This is a genomic window from Micromonospora terminaliae (genome assembly GCF_009671205.1).
Lineage (GTDB): Bacteria > Actinomycetota > Actinomycetes > Mycobacteriales > Micromonosporaceae > Micromonospora > Micromonospora terminaliae.
Window position 1 is genome coordinate 6,410,080 of sequence record NZ_CP045309.1, and the last position, 14,761, is coordinate 6,424,840.

At 74.6% G+C, this 14,761-nt stretch carries 16 protein-coding genes; 11 read left to right on the forward strand and 5 right to left on the reverse strand.

The window, feature by feature from the left end:
• Window positions 1-24: 24 nt before the first annotated feature.
• The 3 genes from GCE86_RS29865 to GCE86_RS29875 all read left to right on the forward strand — a co-directional run bounded on the left by GCE86_RS29865 (window position 25) and on the right by GCE86_RS29875 (window position 3,476).
• Window positions 25-774, forward strand: coding sequence for a hypothetical protein (locus GCE86_RS29865; protein ID WP_154229998.1), 750 nt, complete (start codon window positions 25-27; stop codon window positions 772-774).
• A gap of 2 nt (window positions 775-776) precedes the next feature.
• Window positions 777-1,760, forward strand: a complete 984-nt coding sequence (locus GCE86_RS29870; RefSeq protein WP_154229999.1) for a nucleoside triphosphate pyrophosphohydrolase — start codon at window positions 777-779, stop codon at window positions 1,758-1,760.
• A gap of 96 nt (window positions 1,761-1,856) precedes the next feature.
• Window positions 1,857-3,476 carry a DUF885 domain-containing protein gene (locus tag GCE86_RS29875; RefSeq protein WP_154230000.1) on the forward strand — a complete coding sequence of 540 codons (1,620 nt, stop codon included), beginning with the start codon at window positions 1,857-1,859 and terminating at the stop codon, window positions 3,474-3,476.
• A 2-nt stretch (window positions 3,477-3,478) separates the two neighbouring features.
• Here GCE86_RS29875 and GCE86_RS29880 read toward each other — a convergent pair whose 3' ends face one another.
• Window positions 3,479-4,372 (reverse strand): NAD(+) diphosphatase, encoded by an 894-nt coding sequence (locus GCE86_RS29880; protein ID WP_154230001.1) that lies wholly within the window; start codon window positions 4,370-4,372, stop codon window positions 3,479-3,481.
• 23 nt (window positions 4,373-4,395) lie between these two features.
• Entirely contained in the window at window positions 4,396-5,091 is a 696-nt protein-coding gene (locus GCE86_RS29885) for a hypothetical protein (RefSeq protein WP_154230002.1), read from the reverse strand.
• Between the two features lie 296 nt (window positions 5,092-5,387).
• Between GCE86_RS29885 and eno the strand changes: the two genes are divergently transcribed.
• Genes eno through GCE86_RS29905 form a run of 4 tightly spaced genes read left to right on the forward strand, consistent with a single transcriptional unit; the run spans window position 5,388 to window position 8,428 of the window.
• Entirely contained in the window at window positions 5,388-6,671 is a 1,284-nt protein-coding gene (gene eno / locus GCE86_RS29890) for a phosphopyruvate hydratase (protein ID WP_154230003.1), read from the forward strand.
• Window positions 6,672-6,700: 29 nt separating this feature from the next.
• Window positions 6,701-7,333: an FtsB family cell division protein gene (locus GCE86_RS29895; protein ID WP_154230004.1), complete on the forward strand. Its 633-nt coding sequence runs from the start codon at window positions 6,701-6,703 to the stop codon at window positions 7,331-7,333.
• Window positions 7,334-7,356: 23 nt separating this feature from the next.
• Entirely contained in the window at window positions 7,357-7,914 is a 558-nt protein-coding gene (locus tag GCE86_RS29900; RefSeq protein ID WP_154230005.1) for a DUF501 domain-containing protein, read from the forward strand.
• Window position 7,915: 1 nt separating this feature from the next.
• Window positions 7,916-8,428, forward strand: a complete 513-nt coding sequence (locus tag GCE86_RS29905; RefSeq protein WP_154230006.1) for an amino-acid N-acetyltransferase — start codon at window positions 7,916-7,918, stop codon at window positions 8,426-8,428.
• 6 nt (window positions 8,429-8,434) lie between these two features.
• On the opposite strand, the gene GCE86_RS29910 is transcribed toward GCE86_RS29905, so the two are convergent.
• Complete coding sequence (locus GCE86_RS29910) at window positions 8,435-9,346, reverse strand: CE1 family esterase (protein ID WP_244317113.1); 912 nt, start codon at window positions 9,344-9,346, stop codon at window positions 8,435-8,437.
• Between the two features lie 99 nt (window positions 9,347-9,445).
• Between GCE86_RS29910 and GCE86_RS29915 the strand changes: the two genes are divergently transcribed.
• Window positions 9,446-10,432, forward strand: coding sequence for an ArsR/SmtB family transcription factor (locus tag GCE86_RS29915; RefSeq protein WP_154230007.1), 987 nt, complete (start codon window positions 9,446-9,448; stop codon window positions 10,430-10,432).
• A 148-nt stretch (window positions 10,433-10,580) separates the two neighbouring features.
• Entirely contained in the window at window positions 10,581-11,510 is a 930-nt protein-coding gene (locus GCE86_RS29920; RefSeq protein WP_154230729.1) for a Ppx/GppA phosphatase family protein, read from the forward strand.
• A gap of 107 nt (window positions 11,511-11,617) precedes the next feature.
• Here GCE86_RS29920 and GCE86_RS29925 read toward each other — a convergent pair whose 3' ends face one another.
• A complete protein-coding gene (locus GCE86_RS29925; protein WP_154230008.1) occupies window positions 11,618-12,307 on the reverse strand; it encodes a hypothetical protein in 690 nt (229 codons plus the stop codon).
• 132 nt (window positions 12,308-12,439) lie between these two features.
• Entirely contained in the window at window positions 12,440-13,066 is a 627-nt protein-coding gene (locus GCE86_RS29930) for a LysE family translocator (RefSeq protein ID WP_154230009.1), read from the reverse strand.
• Between the two features lie 65 nt (window positions 13,067-13,131).
• On the opposite strand from GCE86_RS29930, the gene GCE86_RS29935 reads away from it, so the two are divergent.
• Window positions 13,132-13,464 (forward strand): PadR family transcriptional regulator, encoded by a 333-nt coding sequence (locus GCE86_RS29935; RefSeq protein WP_154230010.1) that lies wholly within the window; start codon window positions 13,132-13,134, stop codon window positions 13,462-13,464.
• On the forward strand, window positions 13,461-14,513 hold the full coding sequence (locus GCE86_RS29940; RefSeq protein ID WP_154230011.1) for an HAAS signaling domain-containing protein: 1,053 nt from the start codon (window positions 13,461-13,463) through the stop codon (window positions 14,511-14,513). Before GCE86_RS29935 ends, GCE86_RS29940 begins: the two co-directional genes overlap by 4 nt.
• Window positions 14,514-14,761: the final 248 nt, after the last annotated feature.

Here is a 14,761-nt window from a genome sequence, read left to right on the forward strand (position 1 = left end):
ACGGGCCGTGAGAGAGTGACCGGCATGCGTGCTCGCCGTCTTGTCGCCGTCGCCAGCGTGGCGGTCGGCCTCGTCACCCTCACCGGTTGCCGTACCGAGCCCGGAGTCGCCGCCTACATCGGTGACCACCGGGTCACCGAGGACCAGGTCACCTCGATCCTCGACGAGATCCGGGACGGGCTCTCCGCCTCGCCGGCCACGGCCGGGCAGGCCGGCGCCCTGCTGCCGGGCCGGGACCAGGTGGTGGCCACCCTGGTGCTGCGGGACGTCTGCCGGGACCTCTCGGCCGACAAGGGTTACCAGCCGCGGGGCCAGGTCAGCGCGGCGCAGGTCGCCCAGCAGACCGGCATGCCGGCCGACGCCGTCTACCCGCAGCGGGTGGCCGAGTTCTACACCTGCCTGTCCGGTGTGCCGGCCGGGGAGCAGGCCGCCCCCACCAAGGAGGAGTTGGCCGCGGTGATCGCGGCCGGCCGCTCCACCGGCGACATCCCGGCCACCGTCACCGACGAGGAGGCCGCGACTCAGCTCGACGGCGACCAGCTCCGGTCCGCGCTGGCCACCCGCAAGGTGCTCGCCGACGCCATCGGCAGCTACGACGTGTCGGTGAACCCGCGCTACCGTCCGCTGCTCTTCCCGCTGCTCAGCTTCAAGGGCGGCCCGGCGGTCTCCGTGCCGCTGGGCGAGGCCGGCTCCGCGGTCACCGAGATCTCGACCCCGGAGCCCGAGCCGACCGAGCCGGGCTCGGCGGAGCCGAGCGCGTCGGTGGCGCCCTGAGCATGACCGCGCGCATCGTCCTGCTGGTCACGTCGCCGCGGCTGCCGGCCGGCCTGCTGACCGCGCCCGCCTGGGACGCCGTCCGTTCCGCGCCGGTGCTGGCCGCTGCCGAGAGCGAGCTGGCCCGGGCGGTCCGGTCGACGGGCGCCGAGGTCACGGTGGTTACCGAGGGCGCCACGCAGGCGCTGCTCGACGCGGCGGCCGCGCACGGCAGCGCGGTGTGGCTGGCCGGCCCGGCCGGCGACGAGGCGCTCGCCCGCGAGCTGGGGTTGCGGCTGGCCCGCCAGCCGGGCCTCGCCGAGCTGGAGCTGATGTACGGCTCGTGGGACCCGCCGGGGGCCCGGCTGCTCGACGCCGTCGAGGTGATGGACCGGCTCGCCTCGCCCGGCGGGGACCCGTGGAAGCGGGCGCAGACCCACCGCAGTCTGGCCGGCTTCCTGCTCGAGGAGTGCTACGAGGCGTACGACGCGATCAGCGCCGACGACACCGACGCGCTCCGCGAGGAGCTGGGCGACGTGCTGCTCCAGGTGCTGCTGCACGCCCGGCTGGCCGAGGACCTGCCGGAGGGGAAGCGCTGGACGGTCGACGACGTGGCCGGCGGCCTGGTCGACAAGATGGTCCGCCGCAACCCGCACGTCTTCTCGGGTGAGCAGGCCGGCACCATCGAGGAGATCGAGGCGAACTGGGAGCGGATCAAGCGGGCCGAGAAGACCCGCGAGTCGGTGCTGGACGGGATCGCCCTGAGCCAGCCCGCGCTCGCCCTGGCCGCGAAGATCCTGGACCGCGCCGGCCGGATCGGCCTGGCCGTCCCGCCGCCGCTGGCGGAGTCGCAGGTCGATCCCGAGGCGCGTCTCGGCGCCGGCCTCCTCGCCACGGTGGCCGCCGCGAGACAGGCCGGCATCGACCCCGAGGCCGCCCTCCGCCGCGCCACCCTGGCGTACGCCGACGCCGTCCGCGCCGCCGAACGCGCCGCCGAGTCGAGCTGATCAAGAAGTTTGCGTCAGCCGGAGCGGTTTTCTCGACGCAAACTTCTTGATCAACGCAGGCAGCGGCCGTCGGTGGTGCTCGGTAGGGTTTCCGGCATGGAGCCGTTTGTGCCGCTCGCTGAGCGGATCGTCGAGGCGTTGCTGGAGAGCCGGCCCGGGCTGGCCACGTCGGCCGGGGACCACCGGTACGACGACCGGCTGCCCGACCTCTCCGCGGACGCACTCGCCGCCGACCAGGCGATGCTCAAGGACGCGGCCGATGCGCTCTCCGAGATCGACCCGGACTCGCTCGACCTCGAGGAACGCGTCGACCACGCGCTGCTCAGCAGCATGGTCGACCGGGGGCTGTTCGAGGCCACCGAGATCCGCAGCCACGAGTGGGACCCGCTGCGGCACAACCCGGGCCCGCTGCTGCACGCCCTCATGGCCCGCCCGTACGCGCCGGTCGAGGAACGGCTGACGCACCTGGCCGGGCGGCTGGCGGCCGTACCCGACGCCCTGGCGACCGCGCGCGCGACGCTGCGCGACATGCCGCGGATCCACGCCGAGACGGCGGTGGGGCAGTTCACCGGCACGGCGGCGCTGATCCGCGACGAGGTGCCCGGGCTGCTCGCCGAGGCGCCCGCGCTGCTCGACCGGGTCGAGCCGGCCGCCACCGCGGCCATCGCGGCGCTGGAGGAGTTCGTGGCCTGGCTGCGCACCGGCCTGGCCGCCGACGCCGGACCGGGGCGCGACCCCCGGCTGGGCCGGCGCCGCTGGGAGGCGCGGCTCTGGCACACCCTCGACACCGAGCTGGGCGCCGCCGAGGTCCAGCGCCGCGCGTGGGCCAACCTCGACCGCGTCACCGACGAGATCCGCGCGGCGGCCGTCGAGCTGGTCGGCGGCCCGGCCGACGACGAGACCGTACGCCGGGCGCTGGACCTGCTCGCCGCCGAGCACCCGGACGACGCCACCATCGTCGAGCTCGCCTCGGTCACGCTCGACGAGGCCAGCGACTTCGTGCGGGCCCACGACCTGGTGAGCCTCGTCGACGATCCGTGCGTCATCCAGGAGATGCCGGAGTTCGCCCGGGGCGTGGCGGTGGCCTACTGCGACTCGCCCGGCCCGCTGGAGACGGCCGACGTGCCGACCTTCTACTGCATCGCGCCCACCCCGGCGGACTGGCCGGCGCACCGGGTCGAGTCGTTCTACCGGGAATACAACGACCACATGATCCGCAACCTGACCGTGCACGAGGCGATGCCCGGCCACTTCCTGCAGCTCGCCCACGCCCGCCGGTACGCCGGGCCGACCCGGGTCCGCGCGCTCACCGAGTCCGGCGTGTTCATCGAGGGCTGGGCCGTGTACACCGAGGAGCTGATGGCCGGGCTGGGTTTCGGCGGCCTGCCGGTCCGGCTCCAGCAGCTCAAGATGCAGCTCCGGATGACCATCAACGCACTGCTCGACCAGCTCGTGCACTGCGAGGACCTGCCCGAGTCGGAGGCCATGGCGCTGATGACCGGGCGCGGTTTCCAGGAGGAGGGCGAGGCGGCCGGCAAGTGGCGGCGGGCGCTGCTCACCTCCACCCAGCTCTCCACCTACTTCGTCGGCTACAGCGAGGTGGCCGACATCGCCCGCGCCCGGCCGGCCGGGGTGTCCGTGCGCGACTGGCACGACGCCATGCTGGCGCACGACTGCCCGCCGCCGCGGCACCTGCGGACCCTGCTGGGGATCTGACCTCAGCGCGACGCGCGGGCGGCGACCGCGTCGACCAGCCAGCGCGACAGGGAGTACGCCGGGGGCAGCTCCGCCGGCAGCGTGTCCACCGGGAACCAGCGCGCCTCGGTCAGCTCCTTCGGGTCCACCACCGGCTCGGCCGCCGGGTCGGTGACGGTGGCCGTGAAGCCGGCGAGCAGGGTGCCCGGGCCGGACATCGCCCAGGGCTGGCTGTCCACGTAGGTGGGCCGCGCGATGGTCAGGCGGACCTCCTCGGCGACCTCCCGGTGGGCGGCCGCCTCCAGCGACTCGCCGGCCTCGACGAACCCGGCGACGAGCGCCCACAGCTCGGTCGGCCCGTAGGCGTGCCGGACCAGCAGCAGCTCCTCGGGGCCACCGGCCGGGCCGGGCCGGGTGATCGCCACCAGCACCGCGACGGACAGCGGCAGGAACGCGGTCAGCCCGCAGGCGGGGCAGCGTCGCGCCGTCTCGCCCGGCACGTCCGCCAGCTCGGCCCGGCACGCCCCGCACCACCGGTGCGTACGCCGCCAGGTGACCATGGCGAGCGCCCGTCCGGCCAGGTCCGCCTGCGCCGCGGGCAGCTCGGCGGCGAGGCCCCGCCAGCCGCGCCAGCGGCCGGGCAGCGCCTCGGGGTCGGCCGTGTCGGCCGCCCAGGCCGGCACCCCGCCCAGCGTGCCGACCGGCACCCAGTCCAGCCCGGCGGGCAGCTCGCCGATGCGGGGGAACCGCCCCTCCGGGCCGGTCAGCAGTTTGCGCCCGGCCACCGGCAGGGCCAGGTCGTCCGGGTGCGGCGGCCGGCCGTGGTCGGCGGCGGGAAGGAAGCCGGCCCGGCCGGCCGAGCTCCGGTCGGCGGCCGTCCCGCCCGTGTCGCCGGCCGCGCCGGCGTCGCGCGGCATGCGGGTTCCGGTGCCGCCGGGGCTCACGACGTGGTGGGGCGGCGGTGGTCGACCACGCCTGCCCCGGACGGGACGTCGAAGGCCGCGGACTCGACCGTGTCGGTGTAGCGGCTCAGGGTGACCTCCGCCGGCTTGCCGTCGAGGGTCCCGGTGAAGCTGCCCAGCACGCCCTCGCTGGTCACGCAGGCGCCGAAGCGGTCACCGGCCCGGGTCACGTTCACGCAGGTGGCGTGGTGCCCGGCCAGGGTGGTGTCGCTCTGTTCGATGGTCGCCTCGGGGTCCAGCGCCGCATCGGTGAGCAGTCGGATCACCGCCGGCGGGGTGACCAGCCCGTGCTTGCGCGCCTCGCCGTAGACGATCACCGAGGGCCGGCCGGCGGTCAGCACCGGCGGCGACACCGTGCACGAGGTGCGCCCGGCCGCGCTGGTGCAGCGGGTCACCGCCTCCTGGGTCACCGTGATCTTGCCGTCCGGCCAGGTGTACGAGGAGCGCAGCGGTTCCGTCGTCTGCGCGATCGACGCCGTGCGCCCGCCGCTGAGCTGGTAGTCGGCGGCCCAGGTCCGCTCCAGCGCCCGGTCCATCCGGGAGGTCAGGTCGTTGACCAGATCGGCCCGGCCGAGGGCGACCCCGGTGTCGTCGAGGGCCTGGCAGCCGGTGACCGAGAGCGACGCGATGGCCGAGGCGGCGAGCACGCGGAGAGTCGTCGAGGCGGCGGGCATGCCGCCCAGCCTTGTCGATCGACGCAACCTCTCGCAAACCCGTTGTCGGTTGAGGCCGGAGAATCCGGGAATGTCCGTGTCCGTGTCACCCACCGTCGTGGGCGGTATTCAGGTGAAGGTCCGCGGGGGGCGCGGTCCCTCGTCCCGCGGGGGCACGGTCCCTCGCGTTCAGTCACCGGGTGCCGCCCCGACGCAGGTACGCGAGGGCGGCGACCGATACGCTGCGTTCAACACCTGCCTCAGCCGCACCGTCGCGGCCCATACCGGACCGGAACACACAAACGAGGAGCGACTCAGTGGCAACCATCGAGGGAATCGTCGCCCGGGAGATCCTGGACTCGCGGGGCAACCCGACGGTCGAGGTCGAGGTCGGGCTCGACGACGGCACGATCGCCCGCGCCGCGGTGCCGTCCGGCGCCTCCACCGGCGCCTTCGAGGCGGTCGAGCTGCGCGACGGTGACAAGGACCGCTACCTGGGCAAGGGTGTCGAGAAGGCCGTCGCCAACATCGAGGACAAGATCGTCGACCAGCTCATCGGCTACGAGGCCAGCGAGCAGCGACTCATCGACCAGAAGATGATCGACATCGACGGCTCGGACAACAAGGGCGAGCTGGGCGCCAACGCCATCCTGGGCGTGTCGCTGGCCGTGGCGAAGGCCGCCGCGGGCAGCGCCGAGCTGAGCCTCTTCCGCTACCTGGGTGGGCCGAACGCGCACCTGCTCCCGGTGCCGATGATGAACATCCTCAACGGCGGCGCGCACGCCGACTCGAACGTCGACATCCAGGAGTTCATGATCGCGCCGATCGGCGCGCCCACCTTCCGCGACGCGCTTCGCTCCGGTGCCGAGGTCTACCACGCGCTGAAGTCGGTGCTGAAGAAGAAGGACCTGTCGACCGGCCTCGGCGACGAGGGTGGCTTCGCCCCGAACCTGCCGACCAACGCCGCCGCGCTCGACCTGATCGCCGAGGCCGTCGAGAAGGCCGGCTACCGGCTCGGCACCGACGTCGTCTTCGCCCTCGACGTGGCCGCCACCGAGTTCTTCGACAACGGCAGCTACACCTTCGAGGGCACCGCGAAGACCGCCGAGGAGATGAGCAACTACTACACCAAGCTCGTCGGCGACTACCCGATCGTGTCCATCGAGGACCCGCTGTCCGAGGACGACTGGAGCGGCTGGGCCACCCTCACGGCGGCGCTCGGCGACCGGATCCAGATCGTCGGCGACGACCTGTTCGTCACGAACCCGCAGCGCATCGCCCGGGGCATCACCGAGCGGGCCGCCAACGCCGTGCTCGTGAAGGTCAACCAGATCGGCTCGCTGACCGAGACCCTGGACGCGGTCGACCTGGCCCACCGGGCCGGCTTCAAGTGCATGATGAGCCACCGCTCGGGCGAGACCGAGGACACCACCATCGCCGACCTGGCGGTCGCCACCGGCTGCGGCCAGATCAAGACCGGTGCCCCGGCCCGCTCCGACCGGGTCGCGAAGTACAACCAGCTCCTGCGGATCGAGGAGGAGCTGGCCGACGCGGCGCGGTACGCCGGTGCCGGCGCGTTCCCGCGCTACCGTTCGGCCTGAGCCGTGAGCTCCGGGGGAGGGGTGTGACGATGCAGCAGCGCCGCACACCGGGTGGCCAGCGGCCCGCCCGTCGGCCGGGTCAGGCCGGCCGGCCGGGCGGGGCCCGGGTCCGGTCGTCGGTCCGGGACGCCGGCGTCCGCGCCGAGCCGCGTGCCGCCGGTCGGTCGCCCGGCGCCACCCGCGCCACCGAGGGGGTACGCTCCGCGAGCCGCCCCGCGGCGGCCCGGCGTACCGCGGCCGGTGGCACGGTCAAGCGGCTCACCGCACCCCAACCCCGGCGCTTCACCGGGCGCGCCACCGTGCTCTTCGCGGTGCTGATCGCGCTCGCCCTGGCCTACACCTATCCGGTCCGGGTCTACCTGGACCAGCAGGCCGACATCGAGCGCATGGAAGCGTCCCAGCAGCGGCAGCGCGAGCTGATCCAGGAGCTCTCCGCCGAGGCGGAGAAGTGGCACGACCCGGCGTACATCGAGACGCAGGCCCGGGAGCGGTTCTTCATGGGCCGGCCCGGCGAGACCCTGCTGGTGGTGCTCTCCGATCCGGAGGGGGCCGCCAAGGACGCCGGCAAGGGGAAGCCGGGGCCGCCGAAGCCGCCCGACCCCTGGTACGACACGCTGTGGTCGAGCGTGCAGGCGGCCAACGCCGAGCGCCCCGACAAGTGATCGACGAAACGAGAGAGGCACCGTTGAGCGTCGTACCACCGCAGGATCCGGCGGCGGAGTCCGTACCCCCGCCGGAGCGCCAGCCGGCCACCGAGGCCGACCTGGCCGCGGTGGCCGCGCAGCTCGGACGCCCGCCCCGCGGCACCCGGGCGGTGGCCCACCGGTGCCCGTGCGGCCTGCCCGACGTGGTGGAGACGACGCCCCGGCTGGCCGACGGCACGCCCTTCCCGACGCTGTTCTACCTGACCTGCCCGCGGGCCACCGCGGCGTGCAGCCGGCTGGAGTCGGCCGGGCTCATGAAGGAGATGGCCGAGCGGCTGGCTGAGGACCCGGAGCTGGCCGCCCGCTACCGCGCGGCGCACGAGGACTACCTGGCCCGCCGGGAGGCGATCGGCCAGGTGCCGGAGATCGCCGGCATCTCGGCCGGCGGCATGCCGGGGCGGGTCAAGTGCCTGCACGTGCACCTCGGGCACGCGCTCGCGGCCGGCCCCGGGGTCAACCCGTTCGGTGACGAGACCCTCGCCCTCGTGGAGAAGTGGTGGGCCGCGGGCCCCTGCGTGGACGTGCCCGCGGCGGAGTGAGATGACCGCCACCGACGAGATCGTCGTCCGCCGCGCCCGCACCGGCGACGTGCGCGGCATCCGGCGGCTGGTGGACACCTACACCGACGACCGGCGGCTGCTCAGCAAGGCCACCGTCACCCTCTACGAGGACGTGCAGGAGTTCCGGGTGGCGGTGACGCCCGACGGCACGGTGGTCGGCTGCGGCGCGCTGCACGTGATGTGGGAGGACCTCGCCGAGATCCGCACGGTGGCGGTCGACCCGGCCTGCCGGGGGCACAAGATCGGGCACCGGATCGTCGGCGAGCTGATCGACGCGGCCCGTGAGGTGGGCGTCGCCCGGATCTTCGTGCTCACCTTCGAGACCGGGTTCTTCGGGTCGTTCGGCTTCCGCGAGATCGACGGGGCGCCGGTGCCGCAGCCGGTCTACGAGCAGCTCCTGCGCTCCTACGACGAGGGTGTCGCGGAGTTCCTCGACCTGGAGCGGGTCAAGCCGAACACGCTCGGCAACAGCCGCATGCTGCTGCGCCTCTGACCCGCCTCACGTGCGCCGCGGGTGGGCCGCGAAGAACTCCCAGACCAGGTCGGTGGCGGTGACGCCGGCGTCCGGGGCGGCGAGTTGGCCGGCGGTGGCGCCGGGCCAGGAGTGGCCCATCTCGGGCAGGCTCCACACGGTCACGTCGCTGCCGTCGGCGCAGCGGGCGTCGGTCCGGCTCAGGCCCTTCGGCGCCGCCGGCTTCCGCCCCGCCACGGGCCGGCAGCCGAGCCGGCGCTGCCAGGTGCGCAGCCCGTCGTGGAAGGTGCCGGCGTACCGGTCCTGCCCGCCGACGAAGGTGATGACCGAGACCGGCCGCTTCGGAACGTAGCTGTCCGGCTCGGTCAGCGGGCCGCTGTAGCCGCCGCTGACCACGCCGATCGCCGCGAACACTCCGGTCGCCTCCACAGCGAGGCGGAAGCTCAGGTCACCGCCGTTGGAGATGCCGGTCAGGTAGACCCGGTCCGGGTCGGCCCGCCAGGTGTCGACCAGGTGCGCGGTGAGCGCGGTGAGGAACCCCGCGTCGTCCGCCGACCCGCAGCAGATCAGCGCGTTGAAGCCGCCGTGCTGCCCGTCGGGGTAGGCGACCAGGAAGTTCTCCCGGTCGGCGCGGGCGTCGAGCCCGGTCAGCTCCCGCATGTCGGCCCCGGAGCCGGGGAAGAAGTGCAGCGCGATGACCAGCGCCGCGGGGCGCGCCGGGTCGTACCCGGGCGGGGCGTGCAGCAGGTAGCTGCGGTCCACCCCGCCGTGGCGCAGGGTCAGCTCGTGGTCCCCGGCGGCCGGACGCTCGCTGGGCGCCGGCGTGGCAGCCGACCGCGCGCCGGGTGTCGGCGCGGCGGCCGGCTCGGCCTTCCCGCCGCACGCCCCACTGCTGAACGCCAGAACGAGCCCCGCCAGCACCGCGATCGTCCGCCGCACGTCCCGCCCTCCCCGTGGGTGTCCGGGCTCCACCGTCGGTTCCGGGACCCGAGCCGGTCAACCCTTTCGGTCCTCGCCGAAGCCGGGCACGCTGCTTCCATGCTGCGGCTGCACCTCGGACCGGCGGACCTGTGCCGGGTACGGTTCGTCGACCGCCTGCACCCCGTCGGCACCGCCATGCTGGCCTGCCAGGCGCTGTTCGACCCGACCACCGCCGCCATGGCACCGGACCTGGTGGCCGCGGCCGGCACGGCGACGTCCGTACGCGAGGTCCGCGCCGCCGCCACGTCGCTGCGGCACTTGCTGCCGGCCCGCGGCCGGCTGCCCGACTTCCTCACCCCGTTCGACGGGCTGGACTCGGTGGCCGCCGGCCTCGCGGCGATCCGGTCCACCCCCGTCCGCCGGGTCCGGGAGGAGGTCGCCGCCGCCTACACCGAGGTCGCCGCGACACCGCTGCGGCGCGCGTTCGCCGCCGCCGATCCGACCGCGCTCGACCTCTTCGGCCGGGCCCTCGACACCTGGTTCGGCGCGGTGCTGGCCCCGCACTGGTCCACCCTGACCACCGTCCACCAGCGACAACTGGCCGACGCCGCGCACCGGCTGGCCCGGCGCGGCCTGGCGGGTCTCTTCGACGGGCTGCACCCGGCGATCCGGTGGCGGCCACCCGTGCTGGAGGTGCGCACCTGGTGGAGCGGGGAGGTGACCGGCACCGGGGAGGGGATGGTGCTGCTCCCGTCACCCGTGGCCGGCCCGCTGCCCCGGGTCCTGGTCGAACCGGGCCGGCCGGTCCTGCTCGTCTACCCCGCCGCCATGCCCGCGCGGGCCGCCGATCCGGCGGTCGACCCGCTCGCCGGGGTGCTGGGCACGACCCGGGCGGCACTGCTGCGTCGCCTCGCCGGGCCGGGTCCGCACACCACCACGGCGCTCGCCCGGGGCGTCGGGATCGGCCTCTCCACGGCCTCCGAACACGCCACCGCGCTGCGTGCCGCCGGCCTGCTCAGCACCGAACGCGACGGCGCCGCGGTCCGCCACCGGCTGACCCCGCTCGGCGCGCACCTGCTCGGCCGCCCGGCGGCCGACGACTGAGTCTTCGTCGCGCCGCCCTCTTGATCGACTCCAGACCGCCGGGCCGGCGGTGTCCACCCGCCCCTGATGCCACCACCTCCCGCGAGGTGGAGTGGATCAGCCGGCGGGCGGTCGAGGCTGCCGTAGGGTGGCAGCCGTGACGACGCGTGTGGCCGCCATCGACTGCGGGACCAACTCGATCCGACTGCTGGTCGCCGACCTGCCCGACCCGTCCGCCGGGCCCCAGGCCCCGCTGGTCGATGTGAGCCGCCGGATGGAGATCGTCCGGCTCGGCCAGGGCGTCGACCGCACCGGCCGGCTCGCGCCCGAGGCGATCGAGCGGACCCGCGTCGCGCTCGCCGACTACGCGGCGGAGATCCAGAAGCTGGGCGCCGAGCGGGTGCGGATGTGCGCCACGTCGGCCTCCCGCGACGCGTCCAACGCCGCCGACTTCCGCACGATGGTCGAGGAGACCCTCGGCGTGGCGCCCGAGGTGGTCACCGGCGACGAGGAGGCCCGGCTCTCCTTCACCGGCGCCGTCCGTGGCCTGCCCACCGACGCCGAGCCGCCGTACCTGGTGGTCGACATCGGCGGCGGCTCGACCGAGTTCGTGGTCGGCACCCGCGAGGGCGGCGTCCAGGCGGCGATCTCCATGGACATCGGCTGCGTCCGCATGACCGAGCGCCACCTGCACGGTGATCCGCCCGGCCTGGACGAGATCGCCGCGGCGCAGGCCGACATCGCGGTCGCGGTGGACCGGGCGCTGACGGCGGTGCCGGGCCGGGAGGCCGCCACCCTGGTCGGTCTCGCCGGGTCGGTCACCACCGTGGTCGCCATCGCCCAGGGCCTCCAGGAGTACGACCCGGAGCGCATCCACCACGCCCGGGTGTCGTACGACCAGGTCGCCCAGGTCACCGCCGACCTGCTGGGGAAGACCCGCGAGCAGCGGCTGGCCATCCCTGTGATGCATCCCGGCCGGGCCGACGTGATCGGCGCGGGCGCGCTCGTGCTCCGGGTCATCATGGAGCGCGCCGGAATGCCCTCCGTCGTCGCCTCCGAACACGACATCCTCGACGGCATCGCCTGGTCCCTGGCCTGAGACGGCCCCGCATGATCGATGTCGAGCGGGCCGGCCCTGGACGATGCTGCTCCCCGGGCCCGGACGCAGTCGGACTGCTCCGGGTTGGCGGGTGAGCCGTCAACGGTTCACGTCGAACGCTGGCGTGGCCAGTCCGACGACCGCCCGGACCGGACCGCGGAGCCACCCGACAGCAGCCCGGCCCAGTCCGAACGACCCGCCCAGTCCGACCCGCCGGCCCCGGTGGAACCGCCGGTCCGGACCAGCTCCGGTTCGGAGGTGCCGCGCGGCGTGCTCAGCCCGAGGCCGTCCACGCCCAGTGGGCGGTCCTTCTGGGTCGCGGGCGGGATGATCTCGTCCGCCTGCAGCGCCGCCGGGGTCTCGGCGGCTGGCTGCGGCCACCGCTGCCAGCGGCGGATGCTCACGACCCCGACGAGGAGCAGCGAGCCGACGAGCAGCGTCGTCCCGGTCCGGAGCGGCGCCGCCAGGTCGACCTGGTGCCCGCTCAAGGTCAGTTGATGGTCGAACAGTTTCGCCACCGCGGTCGGGTTGACCAGCAGGCCCAGGTAACTGGCCGAGTAGGCCAGGCCGGTCAGTGCCGCGCCCAGCGGGGAGAACCGGAGCGTGGCGATGAGCCCGAGCACGAGCCCGGCGGCGGCCAGCACCAGCGCGGGCCGGACGAAATCTCCGCTGGCCAGGGCGCCGTCGTTCAATGCGGCGGCGAACGCCTGTTCCGACCGGTCCTGGCCGAGGGCGAAGAGAATCCAGGCCAGCGGACCGACGATGGCTGCGGCGAGCACGGTTCCGAGGTGTCGCATCCGGGCAACGTACCGATGGTCCGCGTCGATGAGCAGGCCCCATAAGCGAAACTTAAGGCAATTCGCACGCCGCGGTGGCTGGGGCGGGGCACGCGGAGCGGGTCACGGACGGCGTCGCGCGTCCGGCGGTGGTCAGGTCCGTTCGGTGGCGAGGCGGGCGCCGAAGCCGAGCAGGGCCACCCCGGTCAGCCCGTCCAGCCAGCGCCGGACCCGCCGCCGGGACAGCAGGGCCCGGGCCCGGTTCAGCGCCGCGATCAGGGCCAGCAGGTAGGCGAGGCTGAGCACGGCGTGGCTGAGTGCGAAGGCGAGCAGCACCCCGATCGGCGCGCCGCCGCCCACGAACTGGGGCAGGACCGCCAGGTAGAACGCCAGCACCTTCGGGTTGGTGACGTTGGACAGGAAGCCCTGCCGGAACCCGGCCAGCGCCTGGCCGGGCGGGGCGACGTCACCGGCCAGCGGGGCATAGTCGCCCCGCCAGGCCGACCGCCAGGCCTGCACCCCGAGGTACGCCAGGTACGCCACACCGGCCCAGCGGATCGCCTCGAAGAGCGGCTGGGAACGGACGATGAGCGCGCCGAGCCCGGCGGCGGCGGTCACCCCCTGCACCGCGTTCGAGGCGGTCACGCCGATGGCGCTCCACCGGCCCCGGCGCCGCCCCGAGGCCAGCGTGTTGCGGGTGACCACGGCGAAGTCCGGCCCCGGAACCAGGATCAGCACGGTGGCGAACACCAGGAAGGACGCGTAACCGCTCCACGACACACCCCGAGCCTAACCAGCTACCACGTTCTTGACGGTACTACGTAATCCACACTAGTGTCCGGAGCGTGGATACGACGCAGCTCCTCAAGGGCGTGCTCGACCTCGCCGTTCTCGCCGTGCTCAAGGACGCGGACGGCTACGGTTACGACATCCTCCGCCGGCTGCGCGAGGCCGGCCTGGAGGAGGTCGGCGACGCCTCGGTCTACGGCACCCTGCGCCGGCTCTTCGCCGCCGGCCTGCTGACCACCTACGTGGTGCCGAGCGAGTCCGGCCCGCACCGCAAGTACTACTCACTCAACGCGGCCGGCCGGGACCAGCTCACCCGCGCCGGCAAGACCTGGCGCTCCTTCGCCACCACCATGGACGCACTGCTCGACGATCGGGGGATGGCGGCATGACCGTCACGGGGCAGGAGATCGCGGACTACGTCGACCGGGTGCGGGCGGCACTCGCCGACCTGCCGCCGGCGGTTCGGGACGAGCTGACCGAGGATCTGCCGGAGCACCTCGCCGAGGTGGCCGCCGAGTCCGAGGGCAGCCTCGTCGACCGGCTCGGCGAGCCGGAGGCGTACGCGGCCGAGCTGCGGGCTGCCGCCGGTGCCGAGGCGGGAGCCGCACCGGGACGCCGGGGCCGGCGACTGGCCGCCGCGCAGGCGCGTGCCGGCGTCCAGCTGCGCGCCCTCGACACCCAGCTCGGCCCGCTGCTCGGGCAGTCCTCGGTGAGCGAGTTCCTCCGCCCGCTGCGCCCGGCCTGGTGGCTGCTGCGCGGCTGGCTCGCGGCGCTGGTGATCTCGGTGGTGCTCCAGGAGCCCTCCGGGTTGCTTCCCCGGCTCGACGGCAGCGTGCTGGCCGGCCTGTTCCTGCTCGCCGGCACGGTCCTCGCCTCGGTGTGGCTGGGCCGGCGCTCCGCCGGCATCCACGGCTGGCGGCGGCAGCTGGTGCAGATCGGCACCGCGGCACTACTGGTCTTCTCCTTCGCGATGCTGGTCAACGTCGACCACCACGCCAGCTCCGACCAGTTCGGCAGCTACCAGGAGGTCTCGGGCGGCGACCGGTACGACCGGATCGAGGACGTCTTCGTCTACGACCAGGAGGGGCGGCTGGTCCGCAACGCGCAGCTCTTCGACCAGAACGGCGTGCCGATCCGCCTCGGCTGGCCGAGCTGCCTGGACGCGAGCGGCAACATGCCCGCGCCGCGCAACGCCTACCCGTACTGCCCCGACCGGGCGCCCTTCGGGCCGCCGGCGCCGGCCGCGCCGACCCTGACCGCCCCGCCGGCGCCGGCCGCGCCGACCCTGAACGCCCCGCCCGCACCGGGCGCGAGCGTCGCCCCGGCCCCCGGCGCCAGCGTGGCCCCCGCACCGAGCGGGAGCGGCGTCCCCGCGCCGGCCGTGAGCCCGTCGGCCGCGCCCGGCGCGAGCACGCCGACGCCGGCGCCGACCCGCTGACGCCGACCTCCGAGGGGTGCCCGCCGACCGGCGGGCACCCCTCGGCGCGTCCACGGTGGAGGGCCGGGTGAGGTGCCGGAGCGCGGGGCGGTCCGCCGGCCGGCCCCGGCGGCGGTGACGGACCGGTCCGGGAGACGAACAGGAGGTGAATGCCACTGTTCTTTCGTCTTCCCCGGGCCGGTGAGCGCGTGGCACGCTACCCGCACGTAACACCCACTGTGCGACCAGCCAACGATGACTGACCGCTA